This is a genomic window from Amedibacterium intestinale (assembly GCF_010537335.1).
In the GTDB taxonomy this organism is placed as follows: Bacteria; Bacillota_I; Bacilli_A; order Erysipelotrichales; family Erysipelotrichaceae; genus Amedibacterium; species Amedibacterium intestinale.
The window spans coordinates 2,072,952-2,088,265 of the sequence record NZ_AP019711.1 but is presented as its reverse complement, the minus strand read 5'-3'; the positions used below and the strand labels follow the sequence as shown (position 1 = coordinate 2,088,265).

Below are 15,314 nucleotides of genomic sequence, written 5' to 3'. Positions count from 1 at the left end.
ATGATATAACTTGCATATTCCAATGATATTTGTTAAAATCCTTATTGTTAGTTAAATCTAACATATTTATTTAAATATGTTTATGTAGGATACATTGTTTTAGGAGGTATTTATGAAAAAGATTGCGATTATATTCTCAATGATAGTAACACTTGGCTTTATCAGCGGATGTCAAAGTCAGACATCTTCTACACCCGATAAAAAAGAAGTTATCACTGTACAGGATGCGAAAGGAAATGTGGATATTCCTGCTAATCCACAAAGAATTGTTGATTTAAGTGGAAATAGTGATATGCTTTCTATTCTTGGATATAAAGTGGTGGGAACTGCGAATTCTGATGCGTATGATTATACAAAATTTCCTTCGTATTTAGAAGATACTTTACAAGGTGCAAAAATCTTAGGCTACAGTATGCAGGATACAATGGATATTGAAGGAATATTAGAATTAAATCCAGATTTGATCATCATTTCCAATGTACAGGAAAAAATGTATAAACAGTTAAGTGAAATTGCCCCTACCATTATGCTGGAACTGGCACAAATTGACTGGACACAAGACCTTGCTTCTGTTGCGAAAATCTTCCATAAAGAAAAAGAAGCACAAGATTGGCTAAACACATATAAAACAGAGGCAAAAAAAGCTGGTGAAAAAATCAAAGCTTCTTATGGGGAAGACACAACGTATTTAGCACTGCTGGCAAGTGGTGGACAGCTATACATCTTTGATGCAGCTGGAATTGGTGGCGTTTTATATGATGATATGGGACTGAAAAAACCAGATAATATGCCAAAACAGGAAAATATCAGTCTGCCTGTGATTTCTTATGAAGGCTTGGCAGAGCTGGATGCTGACCATATCTTCCTTGTAGGCACAGAAGAAGACAGCGCTGCACTAAAAGCGAATGCAGTATATAAAAATCTTCGTGCCGTAAAAGAAGGAAATGTAACAGAACTTCCTTCAAGTCCTTACTTTAATATCGGATATAGCCCTATTGGAAAAAAAGTATTTGTAGAAGAAGTAGCTTCTTTTTTAGAGAAATAACGTGAAACGTCATATTTTACTAGCAACAGTGGTAGGAATGCTGCTGTTGCTGCTTGGTATTTTTATCTCTATTCAAAATGGGGCAAAACAAATTCCCCTATCCGATATCATATCTGTTTTCTTTTCTTCTGCAGATACTTTACACTCTCAATTAATTTTAGATGTACGATTGCCTCGTTTACTTGCCTCTATCCTATGTGGGGGCTTGCTGGCAATGAGTGGTGCAATGACACAGGGAATTTTAAAAAATCCTGTTGCAGAACCTTCCATTTTAGGAATTACTCAAGGAGCAACGATGTTTGTGGCATTGTCTTCTTTTCTTCCAGCATTTCCTATATTGACTTCTCCATTTCCTATGGCAATCTTCGGAGCGGCGATAAGTGGACTTCTGATTTTTTCTTTTTCTTTAAAAAAAGGAATACGTCAGGATATATCTATGCTTCTTCTTGCAGGAACGGCGTTAAGCATGCTGTTTTTATCGCTTGCTTCTATTTTTGCACTTCTTCAAAACCGTTCCCAGGAACTTGCTTTCTGGATTGCAGGAGGTTTTCGTAATATTTCCTGGTTTCATGTGCATGGATTCATCCTTATTACGATCATAGCTTTTCTTGCCATCTTTTTTCTGGCACAAAAAATCAATCTGCTATCTTTAGGTGATGAAGCAGCCATCGGTTTGGGCATTTCTCCAAATAAAATCCGTCGTTATGTTTTGTTTTTGATGATTCCTATCTGTGCCATTTGTGTGGCATCTGCTGGAAATATTGCCTTTGTAGGATTGTTCATTCCCCATATTCTTAGAAAAATAATTGGTAACGATTATCGAAGTCTTCTTCCTTTATCCTTCCTTTATGGTGGTGTTTTATTACTTTTTGCAGATGTTCTTGCCAGAACGATTTCTGCCCCTTATGAACTTCCTGTTGGTTTATTTACCGCATTCTTAGGTATTCCTGTCTTTTTACTGCAAGTACGAAAGGAGATACAATAATGAAACGAAAACATGCTTTTTTTCTTCTCCTTATTCTTCTTATCCTAGTTGCTGGTTTCTCTGTTTTATATGGAAGTTATCAACTGTCGATAACAGAATTATTTTCCACCCTTGCAGGAAATGGAACGAAAGCACAGGAGTTTGCGATTTTTCAAATACGACTTCCTAGAACCTTGCTTGCCTTGCTGGTAGGCTGTGCTCTAGGTGTATCTGGTGGTCTGTTACAGGGAGTCAGCAGAAATCCGCTTGCTGAACCTGGTATGATTGGTATCAATGCAGGAGCTGCCTTATTTGTTGTTTTATGGATTTCTTTACAAACAACACAATATTATTCTTCGCTTTCTCTTTCCTCAGCTTTCTTCATGCCTTTCATTGCGATACTTGGATCTTTATCAAGTGTTGCCCTAATCTATATTTTATCTTACCGAAAAGGGATTCAGCCTGTCCGATTTCTTCTTACCGGAATTGCGATAAATACCGCAATATCAGCGCTCATTACTTTCTTTCAGTTACAAATGAGCAAAGGGGATTTTAATCAGGTACTTACATGGACAAATGGAAGCTTATGGGGAAGCAGCTGGCAATACATTCTCTTTATCCTTCCTCTTCTTGTTGTCTTTATTGGCTATGCTTTGTATCGTTCTTCTACCTTAGATGTTCTTGCCTTTGGTGATGAACTTGCGACAGGACTTGGGGTATCTGTTCAAAAAGAAAGACGAATCTATTTATTATTAGCAACATGTCTTGCAGGAGTGGCAACTGCCGTGGCAGGAAATATTGCTTTTTTAGGACTTCTTGGTCCACAGATAGCTCGAAAACTATGTGGTGGCAAGCATCGCAACATGTTAATAAATGCAGCACTTATCAGTTCAATTATTCTTATTTTTTCCGATGCTTTGGCACGAAATTTATTTTCCCCTATTGAAATTCCAGTGGGTATCATTGTATCGATTGTGGGTATTCCATATTTTCTATATCTTATCTTCACATCAAGCAAATAGGAGGTCTTTATGATTGAAATTAAAAATTTACAGGCAGGTTATGATAAAACCATTATTCTACCAAATATCTCCCTAACGATTCCACGAAATAAAATAACGGCACTGATTGGGCAAAATGGCTGTGGAAAATCTACGCTTTTAAAAACAATTTCTCGTATCTTACCTGCACAAAAAGGAACCATTTCTCTTGATGGAAAAGATATGCAGAAAATGTCTCATAAAGAAATCGCCAAAAAAATGGCAGTACTTCCTCAATCTCCTACTGCTCCAGAATATTTAACGGTAAAAGAGTTAGTTAGTTATGGACGATTTCCCTATCAAAAGCCTCTTTCTTCCCTAACAAAAGAAGATCATGAAATTATTTCCTGGGCAATGGAAAAAACAGGAGTCTATGAATGGAAAGATCATAAAGTATCCGCATTATCTGGTGGTCAACGTCAACGTGCATGGATTGCGATGGTATTAGCACAAAAAAGTGATATTTTGATATTAGATGAACCAACAACATATTTAGATATTTCCTATCAGCTGGAAATATTAGAACTTCTAAAAGAACTGAATCTGGAACATCAACTAACTGTTGTAATGGTTTTGCACGAATTAAACCATGCGGCAAAATTTGCAGATCATATTATTGGATTAAAAAAAGGAACACTCATCTTTGAGGGCGCTCCCATGGAAGTCATCACAAAAGAAAACCTAAATAAACTATATGATATCAACGCACAATTGATGTATGATACAACACAAAGCTACCCTATCTGTTTTGATTATTCCTTACAAAATAAAACACATTAAGATAATAAGCTGTGAGAAATCGCAGTTTTTTTGTGCTATTATTCGATTTAAAAAATTCTTATATTCCTTTTTAAATGTAGCGAATATAAACTGCTTATCGATTTGACACAACATTTATTTAGTAACATCATAGAAATGTTATTAAAAGAAAACAATACATCTAGGGTTAGGTATTTTTAACTAGAAATCCTATCCTATATAAGAAAATCTTTTACCAGAAAGTGAATTACATTATATTATTTTATATATATTTCATAGTTTTTTAATATTTCTTATACTATAATCTAATTAGATTTCACAAAATGTAACAAAAATATAAAAGGAGATAAATATGACTAAAATCAATTGTAGCAAATTATACTATCATCATTTTCTGTAATCGAGTGACTATAATTCAAATAACAACTTCTGCGGAGAAGATTATAAGGTAAAAATACTGAAATATTAGCTAGTTACAAAGCAAGATTATCTAAAATAGATGAAACACGTCTAATCAAATCATAAACAATAATATTAAGGAGAAATAAATCATGAAAAAAATGATATTTTATATGATGCTAGCCCTAATTTCTGCCATTATTTTTTCTATCATATTGCCATTTACATTACTTTATCCTGTTAGATTTTTAACTTCTACTCAAAACTTATTAACAATGATTAGAGGATTGTCTGCTATTCTTCTGATAGTAAACATATGCCTGGGCTTTTATGAAGCAAGAAAGAAAGAAAATTAAAAACTTCGTTACACATTGTCAACAAGTTAATAATGTAATGACTCATATCAAAGGAAAAAGGAGCAATCACTCCTTTTTTGTCACCAATTTGTATCTTTTTGCTTGCGTAGAAAATTGGTAATCATCTCTGTAACGCCGATGACATCTAACGATTATATATACATAGGTATTATGGAACGAAAACCAATTGTACAAGAATACAAGCCACGATAACATTTTTAGTTTTATACATTACCATAAATTCTTTAAAATGGACATTAGCAACATGTTTTTCAATTGATAGAGAAGCTTTTTCATGATGAGCACATTTAAGAGTACTTGCTTGATTTTTTCAAAACTTGAATAAGAAAAACCATTATCCCTGTTTTTCTGTCTAGCTAGAAATCTGCTACAGTAATAAAGTGCTCGTATTACTATTGGATACACTAGGTTGTGATTGTTCTATGTCTCAATATTGATAATGAGAGCAATTTTATCATCTTTCGTTCCCGGCAATTTAGCTTCAAAAAGAACATCATATTTGTTAAGTGTTCCATCGATGGATAGGTCAACTGTTTTTAACCCGTTTATCGAAAAATCATCATTATTAGATGAAAGTGTAATACAATCAACTATCTCATCCAGACTCAAATCTGCATACTCAGGAATGCACCCTTTCATGATATTGGCCAAAATCTGCTTGTTACTCAAAATCTTTTTACAATAAGTATCATATGTTTTCGAAGCAATATGTTTATCTAAGAGCATTTCTATCTTATTATTGTCTTCCATAAATTCATCCCTTTCTTTTGTTCATCCTGCATTCATATTTATGTAAAGTCTCTATACTCACATGTAGAAACTTTTTGTATACTATCTTAATGTAAAAGAATTCCTGTTAGTTTTTCAATCAGAGCATTGTCAAATCCTTCTGCCTTCATTTTCTCTGCTATTTCTATTTTTTCATTTTCCCTTCCTTCAAGAATACCTTTAGCTTTTCCTTTTGCTTCTCCTTCTGTTTTTAATCTTTCAATTGCTTCTTCAGGTGCAAGGCTTTCTTCTCCTTCTTTCCTTACTCCCATCATGTTGATGATATTGTTTGTGTTTCTTCTTCCAATTTCCTCTTCCCACTGTTTCGTTGCTTCACACATATTTAGTACCTCCTCTTCTTTATGTTCTTCCGCATACCTTATGATTTCTTCATTTTCTGTTATGACTCCTGCCAACTTTATGACATCTTTTTTTACATACACATCTGCACATTCTTTTTTCATCTCTTCTATCTGCTTTCTGTAGATGTGCTGGATCATATAGACAAGCCTGCTTACATCCTCGTTTTGAAATGTATGTTCACTTGACCGTATTTCCAGCAGGTTCATCGGATAGTCATTGAAGCTTTTCTCCATCCATTTTGGCATATCCACCATCATATCCTTCAGTCTTCTTGGTCCATCCCATGGCTTTTCTCCATAGTATACCACCAGAGTAAATACAGGATGGATTCTCTCTTCTTTTCGCATTCCTGACAGGAATTCATCCCTGTTTGCATAAACTGCATTCTTTTTGTTTTCTCTTTTCTTCTTTGCACATTCTTCACGATACCCTAAGGCATCATACATCATTACCCGCAAAGGCATCCCATAGTGGATATGGCTTTGATTTTCCAGCAGGAAGATCGCATATTCACTGTCCCCTGCAAACTTTCTAATTAGATCTGCCCTTCTTTCAACAAAGACATCTTCCTTCTTTTTTGTCTGAATGCTTCCTGACAGATTGCTGTCTGCCTCCATCAGTTTTTCAGGAAGAATGACCTGTTTTCCATCGTATAAGACCGTGTTGAATAAATCCGCAAAACGCCTGTTGTCCTTCCAGAAATCCCTGGATAAAATATCCAGATTTGACATACGCATCACCTATTTCCTTTCTTTTTTTACGGATATCGGAAGATGATACATATTCATCTTCATTATAAAAATATGAATATTGTTTGTCTATACCGATATCGTGATATACAGGGCATACTTTACCCTGTTCACTAACTTATACGAAACAAATAGGTAAAAATACAAAAATTTCATAAAATATTTTTATATTTTTAGAAACAAATATCAAAAAGGATATGAAATATGTAATTTATACTTACATAACTCATATCCTTATTTTTAAGAATGTTGCTTTATTTAAGATTTCCTATATAAAAATATAATTAATCCAATTCTAATCCACCTGTATACAGCTGATAATATGTACCTTTTTCCTTCATCAGTTTTTCATGATTTCCACGTTCAATAATATGTCCCTGATCCATAACCATGATAACATCTGAATTTCGAATCGTTGATAAACGGTGTGCAATAACAAATACGGTACGTCCTTTCATCAATTTATCCATTCCATCCTGTACTATTTTTTCAGTATGAGAATCAATAGAAGAAGTTGCTTCATCTAAAATCAGTACAGGTGAGTTGGCGAGTGCAGCTCTGGCAATTGATAACAGCTGTCTTTGTCCCTGTGATAAAGAAGCCCCATCTCCACTAATGATCGTATCATAACCATTTTCTAAGTGACGAATAAAACCATGGGCATTTGCTAGTTTAGCGGCCGCAATAACTTCCTCATCACTGGCATCCGCCTTTCCATAACGAATATTATCACGAATTGTTCCTGTAAATAAATGTGTATCCTGTAAAACAATACCCAAAGAGCGACGCAGATCATCTTTTTTTATCAGCTTAATATCTATGCCATCATACGTAATTGTTCCGCTTTGAATATCATAGAAGCGATTAATCAGATTCGTAATCGTTGTTTTCCCAGCACCAGTTGCCCCAACAAACGCAACTTTCTGTCCCTGATCAGCAAATAGATTAATATCATATAATATCTGTTTCTTATCTGTATACCCAAAGTTAACATTATCAAAGATAACATTTCCAACTAATGGTACATAAACTGCTTTCCCATCTTGACGAGGATGCTTCCATGCCCATCTTGCATCATCTGTTTCACTTTCTACAAACGTTCCATTTTCTTCTTTTATTTTGACTAAGGTAACAATTCCTTCATCTACTTCACACTCTTCGTCCATTAACGCAAAAATACGTTTTGCCCCTGCTGCTGCCATGATAACGAAGTTTAACTGCTGAGATATCTGTGTAATTGGCATCGTAAAGGAACGATTTAACTGCAAGAAACTAGCTAGTCCTCCAAGCGTTAATCCACCTATACCATGAATTGCGACAAGTCCTCCAACCAAAGCGGTAAGTACATAGGATATATTTCCTAAATTCCCCATAACCGGCATTAAGATATTGGCATACTTATTTGCCTGATATGCACTTTCAAACAATTCTTCATTTACTTTATCAAACCCTTGCTTTGTTTCTTCTTCATGTGTAAATACTTTAATTACTTTTTGTCCATTCATCATTTCTTCAATATAGCCATTTACTTTCCCAAGGTTTTGCTGCTGTTTGGTAAAATAAACACCACTTTGTCCAGCAATTTTACTCATAGCTACCTTCATAACGATAAGCATAATAACAACAATGAAAGTTAAATACAAACTTAATACGCACATGGAAATAAAGACACTGACAACCGTAATCAAAGATGCCAGAAACTGTGGAATACTTTGTGAAATAACTTGTCTTAAGGTATCGGTATCATTGGTATACACAGACATGATATCTCCATGCGGATTTGTATCAAAATAGCGAATTGGAAGTTTCTCCATGTGAGAAAACAAATCATCACGAATACGCTTCATTGTCCCCTGTGCCACATTGATAAGAATACGTGCATATAAATAGGTAGATAAAACGCCTACTCCATAAATAGCTGCCATTTTACATAGTGCAATAAATAAAGGAGTAAAATCTGCTGCACCCTCACTTACTAAGATAGGGGTAATATAGTCATCAATCAAACTTTTTAAAAACAAAGAACTGGTAACAGAAGCCAATGAACTAATAATAATAAACAGCAACACAAAGATACATGCGAAGCGATAATTTTTAAGAACATAACCAATCAATCGCCCAAGTACCTTCATCGTCTCCTGATCGGCTTTTACTCTGCGATTTTTTTGTACTCTCATTCTTCATCGCCCCCTTTTACCTGTGTTTCATATACTTCTTTATAAATCTGATTTGTTTTTAATAATTCCTCATGTGTTCCAATACCATCAATTTTTCCATCATCCATAACAATAATGCGATCAGCATCCTGAATAGAAGAAATACGCTGAGAAATAATTAATTTTGTGATTTCTGGAATATCTTCTCTAAACGCTTTACGAATTAAATAATCCGTTTTGGTATCAACTGCACTTGTAGAATCATCTAAGATCAAGATTTTTGGTTTTTTCAGTAAGGCACGGGCAATACATAATCTTTGACGCTGTCCACCAGAGACATTGCTTCCACCTTGTTCAATATATGTATCATATCCATCTGGAAATTTCCTAATAAATTCATCTGCCTGTGCCAATTTACAAGCTTTTATCATTTCTTCATCACTGGCATTTGGATTCCCCCAGCGAAGATTTTCCTTGATTGTTCCAGAGAATAAAATATTGGTTTGTAAAACCATAGATACCTGATTACGCAAAACATCTAAATCATATTCTTTTACATTTTTCCCGCCAACAAACAATTCTCCTTTAGTCACATCATATAGACGTGGAATTAAAGATACAAAAGAAGTCTTTCCACTTCCTGTCCCACCTAAAATACCAATGGTTTCTCCTGAAGCAATCGAAATATCGATATCCGTTAAAACAGGCTCTTTCTGTTTCGCACTATATGCAAAATCTACATGATGAAAACGAATAGAACCATCTTCTACACTGGTCAAAGCATTTTCAGGTGATACAATATCGCTTTTTTCATTTAATACTTCCCCAATACGATCTACAGAAGCTAAAGACATTGATAACATAACAATGATCATAGAAAGCATCATCAGTGACATTAAAATCGTTGTAGTATACGTAATCATGCTCATCATTTCACCGGTTGTCAATGAACCTCCAACAATCATCTTAGCTCCCAGCCAGGAAATCGCTAGAATACATCCATACATACTGATTTGCATTGATGGAGAGTTGAAAATCAAAATATTTTCTGCTTTTTTAAATAGTTTATAAATATTATAAGAAGCCTTGTTAAATTTTTCTATTTCATGCTTTTCCTTTACATATGCTTTCACAACACGTACATTGGTAATGTTTTCCTGTACACTTGCGTTTAATTCATCATATTTATTAAAAACATGTAAAAATATTGGATGTGCAAAGTGTATGATAATAAACAATACAATACTTAAAAAAACAATTGCATATAAAAATACAGTTGACAGTTCTGCATTAATAAAAAATGTCATTGCCATCGCACAAATCAAAGACAATGGTGCACGTACACACATACGAAGTACCATCTGATATGCATTTTGTACATTCGTAACATCTGTTGTCATACGTGTAACAAGTCCTGCAGTGGAATATTTATCAATATTATGAAAAGAGAAATCCTGTATATTGTAAAATATTGCTTTTCTTAGATTTTTTGCGAACCCTGCAGATGCATGAGCTGCATATTTTCCAGATAATGCTCCAAAAACCAAGGAACCAAAAGCAGCAGCAATCATAATACTTCCATATAAAAGTACTTGCTTCATATCTCCTTTTTCAACACCTTTATCAATGATAAAAGACATCAAAAAAGGCAAAGAAATTTCCAGCAAGACTTCTCCTACCATGCATAGCGGAGCAAGAAAGGAAGTTTTCTTATATTCTTTAACTTCTTTTAATATTCGTTTAATCATAGCTTTCCATCTCCTTTTCTAAATTAAATAGCCTGCTATATAAGTGCTTAAAAAATATCATGAAGAAGGGTGCAGCATGCGCATCAACATATCCTGGAGTTGTTTTTCTTCCTCTTCATTTAAGGATGCCACCATTTCTTTATCCGCTTCATTAAACTTTTGTCGAAGTAAACAATCCAGTTCCAATGCTTTTTCTGTTACAACAATATGTTTTACTCGAGCATCTTTTTCATCCGCAACACGCTGAATTAACCCTTTGTGCTCTAGACGATTTAAGATTCCTGTTACGGTTGGATTTGAAATTTCCATTTTATGCTCAATATCTTTCTGCTTTACACTGCGCCCAGCTTCTCTTGACTGAAATAAATAAATCAAAGTAAAGGTCTGTGTTGCAGTTAAATCAAATTCACAAAAAATTTTATTTAATCGCTGCTGATGAAGAAAATATAGCTGTTTGATTAACATACTTGTTCGTATTTCCATGTTCTCACCTTCTATTATATAGCACGCTATGTATTTTAAAGCATTTTCTTCTCTTTGTCAACGGAAATAAACTGCTTTTCCAAGTGCTGCTAACATGATATAATTGCTCCTGTTAATCCATAGTAGAAAGGAGCTTTAAGGTATGTATTATGCTTTAAAATGTAAAGAATATCAAAGCCTTTTTTTAGATAAACAAGCCTTTGAAAAAGTAAAAACACAATATCCTCATGCAAACTGTAAAACTTTTTCTAGCGCAAAAGAAGGTTTAGATTGGATTCATGACAAAAATGAAAACATACCTTCTATACAAAAACAAACAAAGAAAAAAACATCTTTAAACTATGAAGCTCTATCTCTTCAACAAAAAGAAACAATTGAAGGTACCTGTCGACTATTTCATAAAGGAAAAAACGTAATTACAATTTATGGTGCGGCAGGGACTGGAAAAACAACCATTGTTAAGTTTATTATGAAAAAATTAAAAATATCCAATAAACAATTATTATTTACAACCTTTACTGGCAGAGCCTCGTTAATGCTTCGAAAAAAAGGAATTGATGCCAAAACGATTCACTCTACATTTTATACCTGCTTTAAGAATAAAAATGGAAAGTTTCGTTTTCGATTAAAAGATGAATTGCATGGTTCTTTTAAATTAATTGTTATTGATGAAATTAGTATGGTTGGGAAACGCTTATTTGATGATATTTTATCTTTTGATATCCCAGTCTTATGTTTAGGAGATCCTTATCAGTTACAGCCAGTTATGGATGATCGTGTTGATTTAAAACCTGATTTTCTTCTTACAGACATATTTCGTCAAGGAAAAGATAGTAACATTATCTCTTTTGCGACACAAATTCGTGAAACGGGAAGCTGGAAAGGAAATTATCACGAATTAGATTTGCTTTGTATGCCTGCACGAAGAGCAAGCGTACAAGATTATTTACAAGCAGATCAAGTATTATGCGGTACAAATAAAATGCGTAAGAAAATCAATGCAGGTATGCGCAAGCATTTAGGCTTTACACATCCCATCCCGGAAAAAGGAGATAAACTTATTAGTTTAGATAATCATTGGGATGTCCTTGATGAAGATCTACAGGAGTTTGCCTTAGTCAATGGTATGATTTTTACTGTTGATGAAATTTATAAAATTCATTTAGACAAGAATGTATTTTATAATCAATATATGGATGTTCGCTTAAAAGCGGATGGATTTGATGAAATCTATTTCCAAACTAGAATTAATCTTTGTCCATTTCTTGAAATCAACACAGAAATGGAAGAAGAAGTTGATGGATTAAGAGATTTTCTAGCTACTGCACATCATTTTGATTTTGGATATGCGATTACCATTCATAAAGCACAAGGATCTGAATGGGATCATGTACTTGTTTATGGTAATTTTTGGGGAAAAGAGAAAAAAGAAATGGCATATACAGCCGCTACAAGAGCATCAAAAAAATTAGTTTGGCTTCAAACAAACGACTAAAAAGGTGGCAAATGCCACCTTTTGTGATTCTAATAATTATTAAACGATGCTTCATCCTTTGAACCGTGCTGTGCTTCCGCTTTAATTTCATAATGAATCATTAAAGAAAGCATAGCTCTTAAAAGGATAATAGAACCTAAAATCAAGATTTCATTCAGACTTCTTACAAGTACCGTTTTTAAAATTTCGGCTCCCATTTTAAATTCCAGTCCTAATGCCAATGCATTGGCTAATTCGATTCGAATAGGATACCTTTTCTTTGTAAAGAATGAATGTATGTAATAATAGAATGCCTTTACAGCTCCACAGCTGATAACGATAATTCCTATCAGCTCAAGTAAGGATATGATTTCTGGAAGTAACGATGCAATAAAATGTTCCAGCATATGAATTTCCTTTCTGTCTGCCAGGCAGACGATTTATTTCTTCTTAGTTTCCTGCGTATTCTGCAACAACTTCACTTACTGGTTTATTTTCTTCCATTGCCTTGATAACATTTCCAAGTACAGGTCCTACAGACAATACATGCATTTTGTCATATAGTGGAAGTTTATCATTTTGTTCAATTGTATTTGTACAAATGAACCCATCAAGATTTGCAGCTTTTAAACGATCAATTGCAGGTCCAGATAATACACCATGGACACAGCTTGCATATACAGCTTTTGCCCCTTTATCACGAAGCATATTGATTCCTGCAGTCAATGTTCCAGCAGTATCTACGATATCATCAACGATAACTGCAGTTTTTCCTTCTACATCCCCAATCAAGTTCATAGCTTCTGCTACATTTGGTTTTGGACGACGTTTATCAATGATTGCGATTGGAGCATGCAGCATTTCAGCAAGTTTTCTTGCACGTGTTGTTCCACCATGGTCAGGAGAAACGACAACGATATCTTCTAAGTTTAAAGACTGTACGTATTTTCCAATGATACAGATTGCAGAAATATCATCTGCAGGTACATTGAAGAATCCCTGAATCTGTGTAGCATGCAATTCCATTGTCATAACATGGTTAGCTCCTGCTGTTTCCAGTAATGTTGCGACTAATTTAGAAGTAATTGGCTGTCTTGGTTTTGCTTTACGATCCTGTCTTGCATATCCAAAATATGGCATTACTACTGTGATATGTGCAGCACTTGCACGTTTACATGCATCAATCGCAATCAGCACTTCCATTAAGTTGCTGGATACAGGATTGCATGTAGACTGTACGATATATACATTTTTACCACGTACAGATTCTCCAAGTTCTACCATAATTTCCCCATCTGCAAAGTGTTTTACTTCACATAACCCTAAAGGGATACCCAACTGAGCAACAATTTCATTTGCTACTCCTACACTAGATGTTAACGCAAATACAACCGCTTTGTTTTCCATTTTTCTTCTCCTTTTTCCAAATACTTGTATTTATTTGTTTTTATATACTGTTCCATAACCTTTTTTTATGGACTGACGTGATCTTGCAATTCCCATATCTCCATCTTCAACAGAAGATGTAATGGTAGAACCAGCCGCAAGCAAAGCATTTTCTCCAATGGTTACCGGCGCAATCAAGTTACAATTGCTTCCAATGAAAGCCCCATCTTTAATTGTCGTACGGAATTTGTTTTTTCCATCATAATTGACCGTAACAACTCCACAGCCAAAATTCACACCTTTTCCAACATCGCTGTCTCCAACATAAGTTAAATGTGCACATTTGCTTCCTTCTCCAAAGTTTGTATTCTTGAATTCCACAAAGTTACCAATACGACAATTAGAAGCTACTACTGTGTTATTTCTTAAATGAGACATTGGTCCAACAGTAGAATTTGCCCCAACTTTGCTTTCTACTACTTTACTGCTGTCAATCACAGCACCATCTTCAATAACTGCATTACGCAGATAAGAATTAGGGAAAATAGTTACATTGTTTCCAATCACTGTGTTTCCTTCCAAATGCACATTTGGATAAATCACACTATCTACCCCAATGCTTACTTCTGTATCGATATACGTATTATCTGGATCAATTAACGTAACACCATTCATCATGTGTTTTTTATTCACATGCTGTTTCAGCCACTTCTGTGCTTTCGCAAGATCCACACGATCATTGACACCCATAGTTTCATCTACATCATCAACAACCATAGCATTTACAGATAATCCTTTTTTATTAAAGATTTCTACTAAATCTGTTAAGTAATATTCATTTTGTGCATTGTTGTTTTTGATTTCCTTTAACCCTTCAAACAACAACTCATTTTTGAAACAGAAAATTCCAGTATTGATTTCTTTAATTTCCAGTTCTTCACTGCTGCAATCTTTTGCTTCAACAATTTTTTCAACTAGATTTTTTTCATTACGAACGATTCTTCCATAACGTGCACCATCTTCCAGCACTGCTGTAACAACACTGCAGGCATGATCTTTATTTGCTTCAAATACCTTTAAAATCGTTTCACTTTGAATGCATGGACCATCCCCACATAAAATGATGGTATCGCCCTTTTCTTCCTTCAGCATTTCTGCCTGCATTGCCGCATGTCCTGTTCCAAGCTGAGGTTCCTGCAAAGCATATTCTACGCTATCTTTCAAATATTCTTTGACACTTTCTGCTCCATGACCTACCACAACCACAATACGATCAACATTTGCTTTTCTTAAGCTTTCTACAATATGGCCAATCATTGGTTTATGCAAAACTTCATGCATGACCTTGCATTTATCCGATTTCATTCTTGTGCCCTTACCGGCAGCTAAAACTATCGCAGATCTCATATTATTACCTCCGTACCTATTTTAACAAAATTCACACTTAAAAAAAAGCTTATCTAGACATTTCTAATAGTTTTTGAAAAATTTTACATCTATACATTCCTATCCTCATCTTACATTGTATTATTCTTCCTGTTTTTTAGAAAAATCATGATGCTGCATTATGAAGAAAATTGACAAAAAAAAGGAAAGCCCCTAA

Annotated in this window: 14 protein-coding genes; 6 read left to right on the top strand and 8 right to left on the bottom strand. The window is 34.5% G+C overall.

The genetic code is table 11. The annotated features are described in order from the left end of the window. Positions 1 to 112: 112 nt before the first annotated feature. The 5 genes from A9CBEGH2_RS10355 to A9CBEGH2_RS10335 all read left to right on the top strand — a co-directional run bounded on the left by A9CBEGH2_RS10355 (position 113) and on the right by A9CBEGH2_RS10335 (position 4,563). Positions 113 to 1,045, top strand: a complete 933-nt coding sequence (locus A9CBEGH2_RS10355) for an ABC transporter substrate-binding protein (RefSeq protein WP_115716015.1) — start codon at positions 113 to 115, stop codon at positions 1,043 to 1,045. 1 nt (position 1,046) lies between these two features. Beyond that, on the top strand, positions 1,047 to 2,030 hold the full coding sequence (locus A9CBEGH2_RS10350) for a FecCD family ABC transporter permease (protein ID WP_115716016.1): 984 nt from the start codon (positions 1,047 to 1,049) through the stop codon (positions 2,028 to 2,030). Further along, positions 2,030 to 3,031 carry a FecCD family ABC transporter permease gene (locus A9CBEGH2_RS10345; RefSeq protein WP_163104728.1) on the top strand — a complete coding sequence of 334 codons (1,002 nt, stop codon included), beginning with the start codon at positions 2,030 to 2,032 and terminating at the stop codon, positions 3,029 to 3,031. Before A9CBEGH2_RS10350 ends, A9CBEGH2_RS10345 begins: the two co-directional genes overlap by 1 nt. Positions 3,032 to 3,040: 9 nt before the next feature. Continuing rightward, positions 3,041 to 3,829, top strand: a complete 789-nt coding sequence (locus tag A9CBEGH2_RS10340) for an ABC transporter ATP-binding protein (RefSeq protein ID WP_118278009.1) — start codon at positions 3,041 to 3,043, stop codon at positions 3,827 to 3,829. A gap of 530 nt (positions 3,830 to 4,359) precedes the next feature. Continuing rightward, positions 4,360 to 4,563, top strand: coding sequence for a hypothetical protein (locus A9CBEGH2_RS10335; protein ID WP_163104726.1), 204 nt, complete (start codon positions 4,360 to 4,362; stop codon positions 4,561 to 4,563). A 441-nt stretch (positions 4,564 to 5,004) separates the two neighbouring features. On the opposite strand, the gene A9CBEGH2_RS10330 is transcribed toward A9CBEGH2_RS10335, so the two are convergent. From A9CBEGH2_RS10330 to A9CBEGH2_RS10310, 5 genes are all read right to left on the bottom strand, one after another. Next, positions 5,005 to 5,334, bottom strand: a complete 330-nt coding sequence (locus A9CBEGH2_RS10330; protein ID WP_115716020.1) for a hypothetical protein — start codon at positions 5,332 to 5,334, stop codon at positions 5,005 to 5,007. 86 nt (positions 5,335 to 5,420) lie between these two features. Next, the gene (locus A9CBEGH2_RS10325; RefSeq protein WP_163052289.1) at positions 5,421 to 6,446 is read right to left on the bottom strand and encodes an Rpn family recombination-promoting nuclease/putative transposase; all 1,026 of its coding nucleotides are present in this window, start codon (positions 6,444 to 6,446) and stop codon (positions 5,421 to 5,423) included. Between the two features lie 302 nt (positions 6,447 to 6,748). Then, the gene (locus A9CBEGH2_RS10320; RefSeq protein WP_163052288.1) at positions 6,749 to 8,641 is read right to left on the bottom strand and encodes an ABC transporter ATP-binding protein; all 1,893 of its coding nucleotides are present in this window, start codon (positions 8,639 to 8,641) and stop codon (positions 6,749 to 6,751) included. Further along, the gene (locus A9CBEGH2_RS10315) at positions 8,638 to 10,368 is read right to left on the bottom strand and encodes an ABC transporter ATP-binding protein (protein ID WP_163104724.1); all 1,731 of its coding nucleotides are present in this window, start codon (positions 10,366 to 10,368) and stop codon (positions 8,638 to 8,640) included. The genes A9CBEGH2_RS10320 and A9CBEGH2_RS10315 overlap by 4 nt, the downstream gene beginning before the upstream one ends. 57 nt (positions 10,369 to 10,425) lie before the next feature. Then, positions 10,426 to 10,851, bottom strand: a complete 426-nt coding sequence (locus A9CBEGH2_RS10310; protein ID WP_115716136.1) for a MarR family winged helix-turn-helix transcriptional regulator — start codon at positions 10,849 to 10,851, stop codon at positions 10,426 to 10,428. 142 nt (positions 10,852 to 10,993) lie between these two features. Here A9CBEGH2_RS10310 and A9CBEGH2_RS10305 point away from each other — a divergent pair, with 142 nt between their 5' ends. Continuing rightward, complete coding sequence (locus A9CBEGH2_RS10305) at positions 10,994 to 12,346, top strand: ATP-dependent DNA helicase (protein ID WP_115716137.1); 1,353 nt, start codon at positions 10,994 to 10,996, stop codon at positions 12,344 to 12,346. Between the two features lie 29 nt (positions 12,347 to 12,375). Here the strand turns inward: A9CBEGH2_RS10305 and A9CBEGH2_RS10300 are convergent, their stop codons facing one another. The 3 genes from A9CBEGH2_RS10300 to glmU are packed head-to-tail and all read right to left on the bottom strand — an operon-like array spanning position 12,376 to position 15,118. Beyond that, the gene (locus A9CBEGH2_RS10300; protein ID WP_115716138.1) at positions 12,376 to 12,732 is read right to left on the bottom strand and encodes a DUF1622 domain-containing protein; all 357 of its coding nucleotides are present in this window, start codon (positions 12,730 to 12,732) and stop codon (positions 12,376 to 12,378) included. Between the two features lie 43 nt (positions 12,733 to 12,775). Further along, positions 12,776 to 13,732 (bottom strand): ribose-phosphate diphosphokinase, encoded by a 957-nt coding sequence (locus tag A9CBEGH2_RS10295; RefSeq protein ID WP_115716139.1) that lies wholly within the window; start codon positions 13,730 to 13,732, stop codon positions 12,776 to 12,778. A 30-nt stretch (positions 13,733 to 13,762) separates the two neighbouring features. Further along, positions 13,763 to 15,118 carry a bifunctional UDP-N-acetylglucosamine diphosphorylase/glucosamine-1-phosphate N-acetyltransferase GlmU gene (gene glmU, locus A9CBEGH2_RS10290; RefSeq protein ID WP_115716140.1) on the bottom strand — a complete coding sequence of 452 codons (1,356 nt, stop codon included), beginning with the start codon at positions 15,116 to 15,118 and terminating at the stop codon, positions 13,763 to 13,765. Positions 15,119 to 15,314 lie beyond the last annotated feature (196 nt).

Coding starts and splice junctions, on each gene's coding strand:
- A9CBEGH2_RS10355 (WP_115716015.1), top strand. CDS start 113: ATGAAAAAGATTGCGATTATATTCTCAATGATAGTAACACTTGGCTTT.
- A9CBEGH2_RS10345 (WP_163104728.1), top strand. CDS start 2,030: ATGAAACGAAAACATGCTTTTTTTCTTCTCCTTATTCTTCTTATCCTA.
- A9CBEGH2_RS10340 (WP_118278009.1), top strand. CDS start 3,041: ATGATTGAAATTAAAAATTTACAGGCAGGTTATGATAAAACCATTATT.
- A9CBEGH2_RS10335 (WP_163104726.1), top strand. CDS start 4,360: ATGAAAAAAATGATATTTTATATGATGCTAGCCCTAATTTCTGCCATT.
- A9CBEGH2_RS10330 (WP_115716020.1), bottom strand. CDS start 5,334: ATGGAAGACAATAATAAGATAGAAATGCTCTTAGATAAACATATTGCT.
- A9CBEGH2_RS10325 (WP_163052289.1), bottom strand. CDS start 6,446: ATGTCAAATCTGGATATTTTATCCAGGGATTTCTGGAAGGACAACAGG.
- A9CBEGH2_RS10320 (WP_163052288.1), bottom strand. CDS start 8,641: ATGAGAGTACAAAAAAATCGCAGAGTAAAAGCCGATCAGGAGACGATG.
- A9CBEGH2_RS10315 (WP_163104724.1), bottom strand. CDS start 10,368: ATGATTAAACGAATATTAAAAGAAGTTAAAGAATATAAGAAAACTTCC.
- A9CBEGH2_RS10310 (WP_115716136.1), bottom strand. CDS start 10,851: ATGGAAATACGAACAAGTATGTTAATCAAACAGCTATATTTTCTTCAT.
- A9CBEGH2_RS10305 (WP_115716137.1), top strand. CDS start 10,994: ATGTATTATGCTTTAAAATGTAAAGAATATCAAAGCCTTTTTTTAGAT.
- A9CBEGH2_RS10300 (WP_115716138.1), bottom strand. CDS start 12,732: ATGCTGGAACATTTTATTGCATCGTTACTTCCAGAAATCATATCCTTA.
- A9CBEGH2_RS10295 (WP_115716139.1), bottom strand. CDS start 13,732: ATGGAAAACAAAGCGGTTGTATTTGCGTTAACATCTAGTGTAGGAGTA.
- glmU (WP_115716140.1), bottom strand. CDS start 15,118: ATGAGATCTGCGATAGTTTTAGCTGCCGGTAAGGGCACAAGAATGAAA.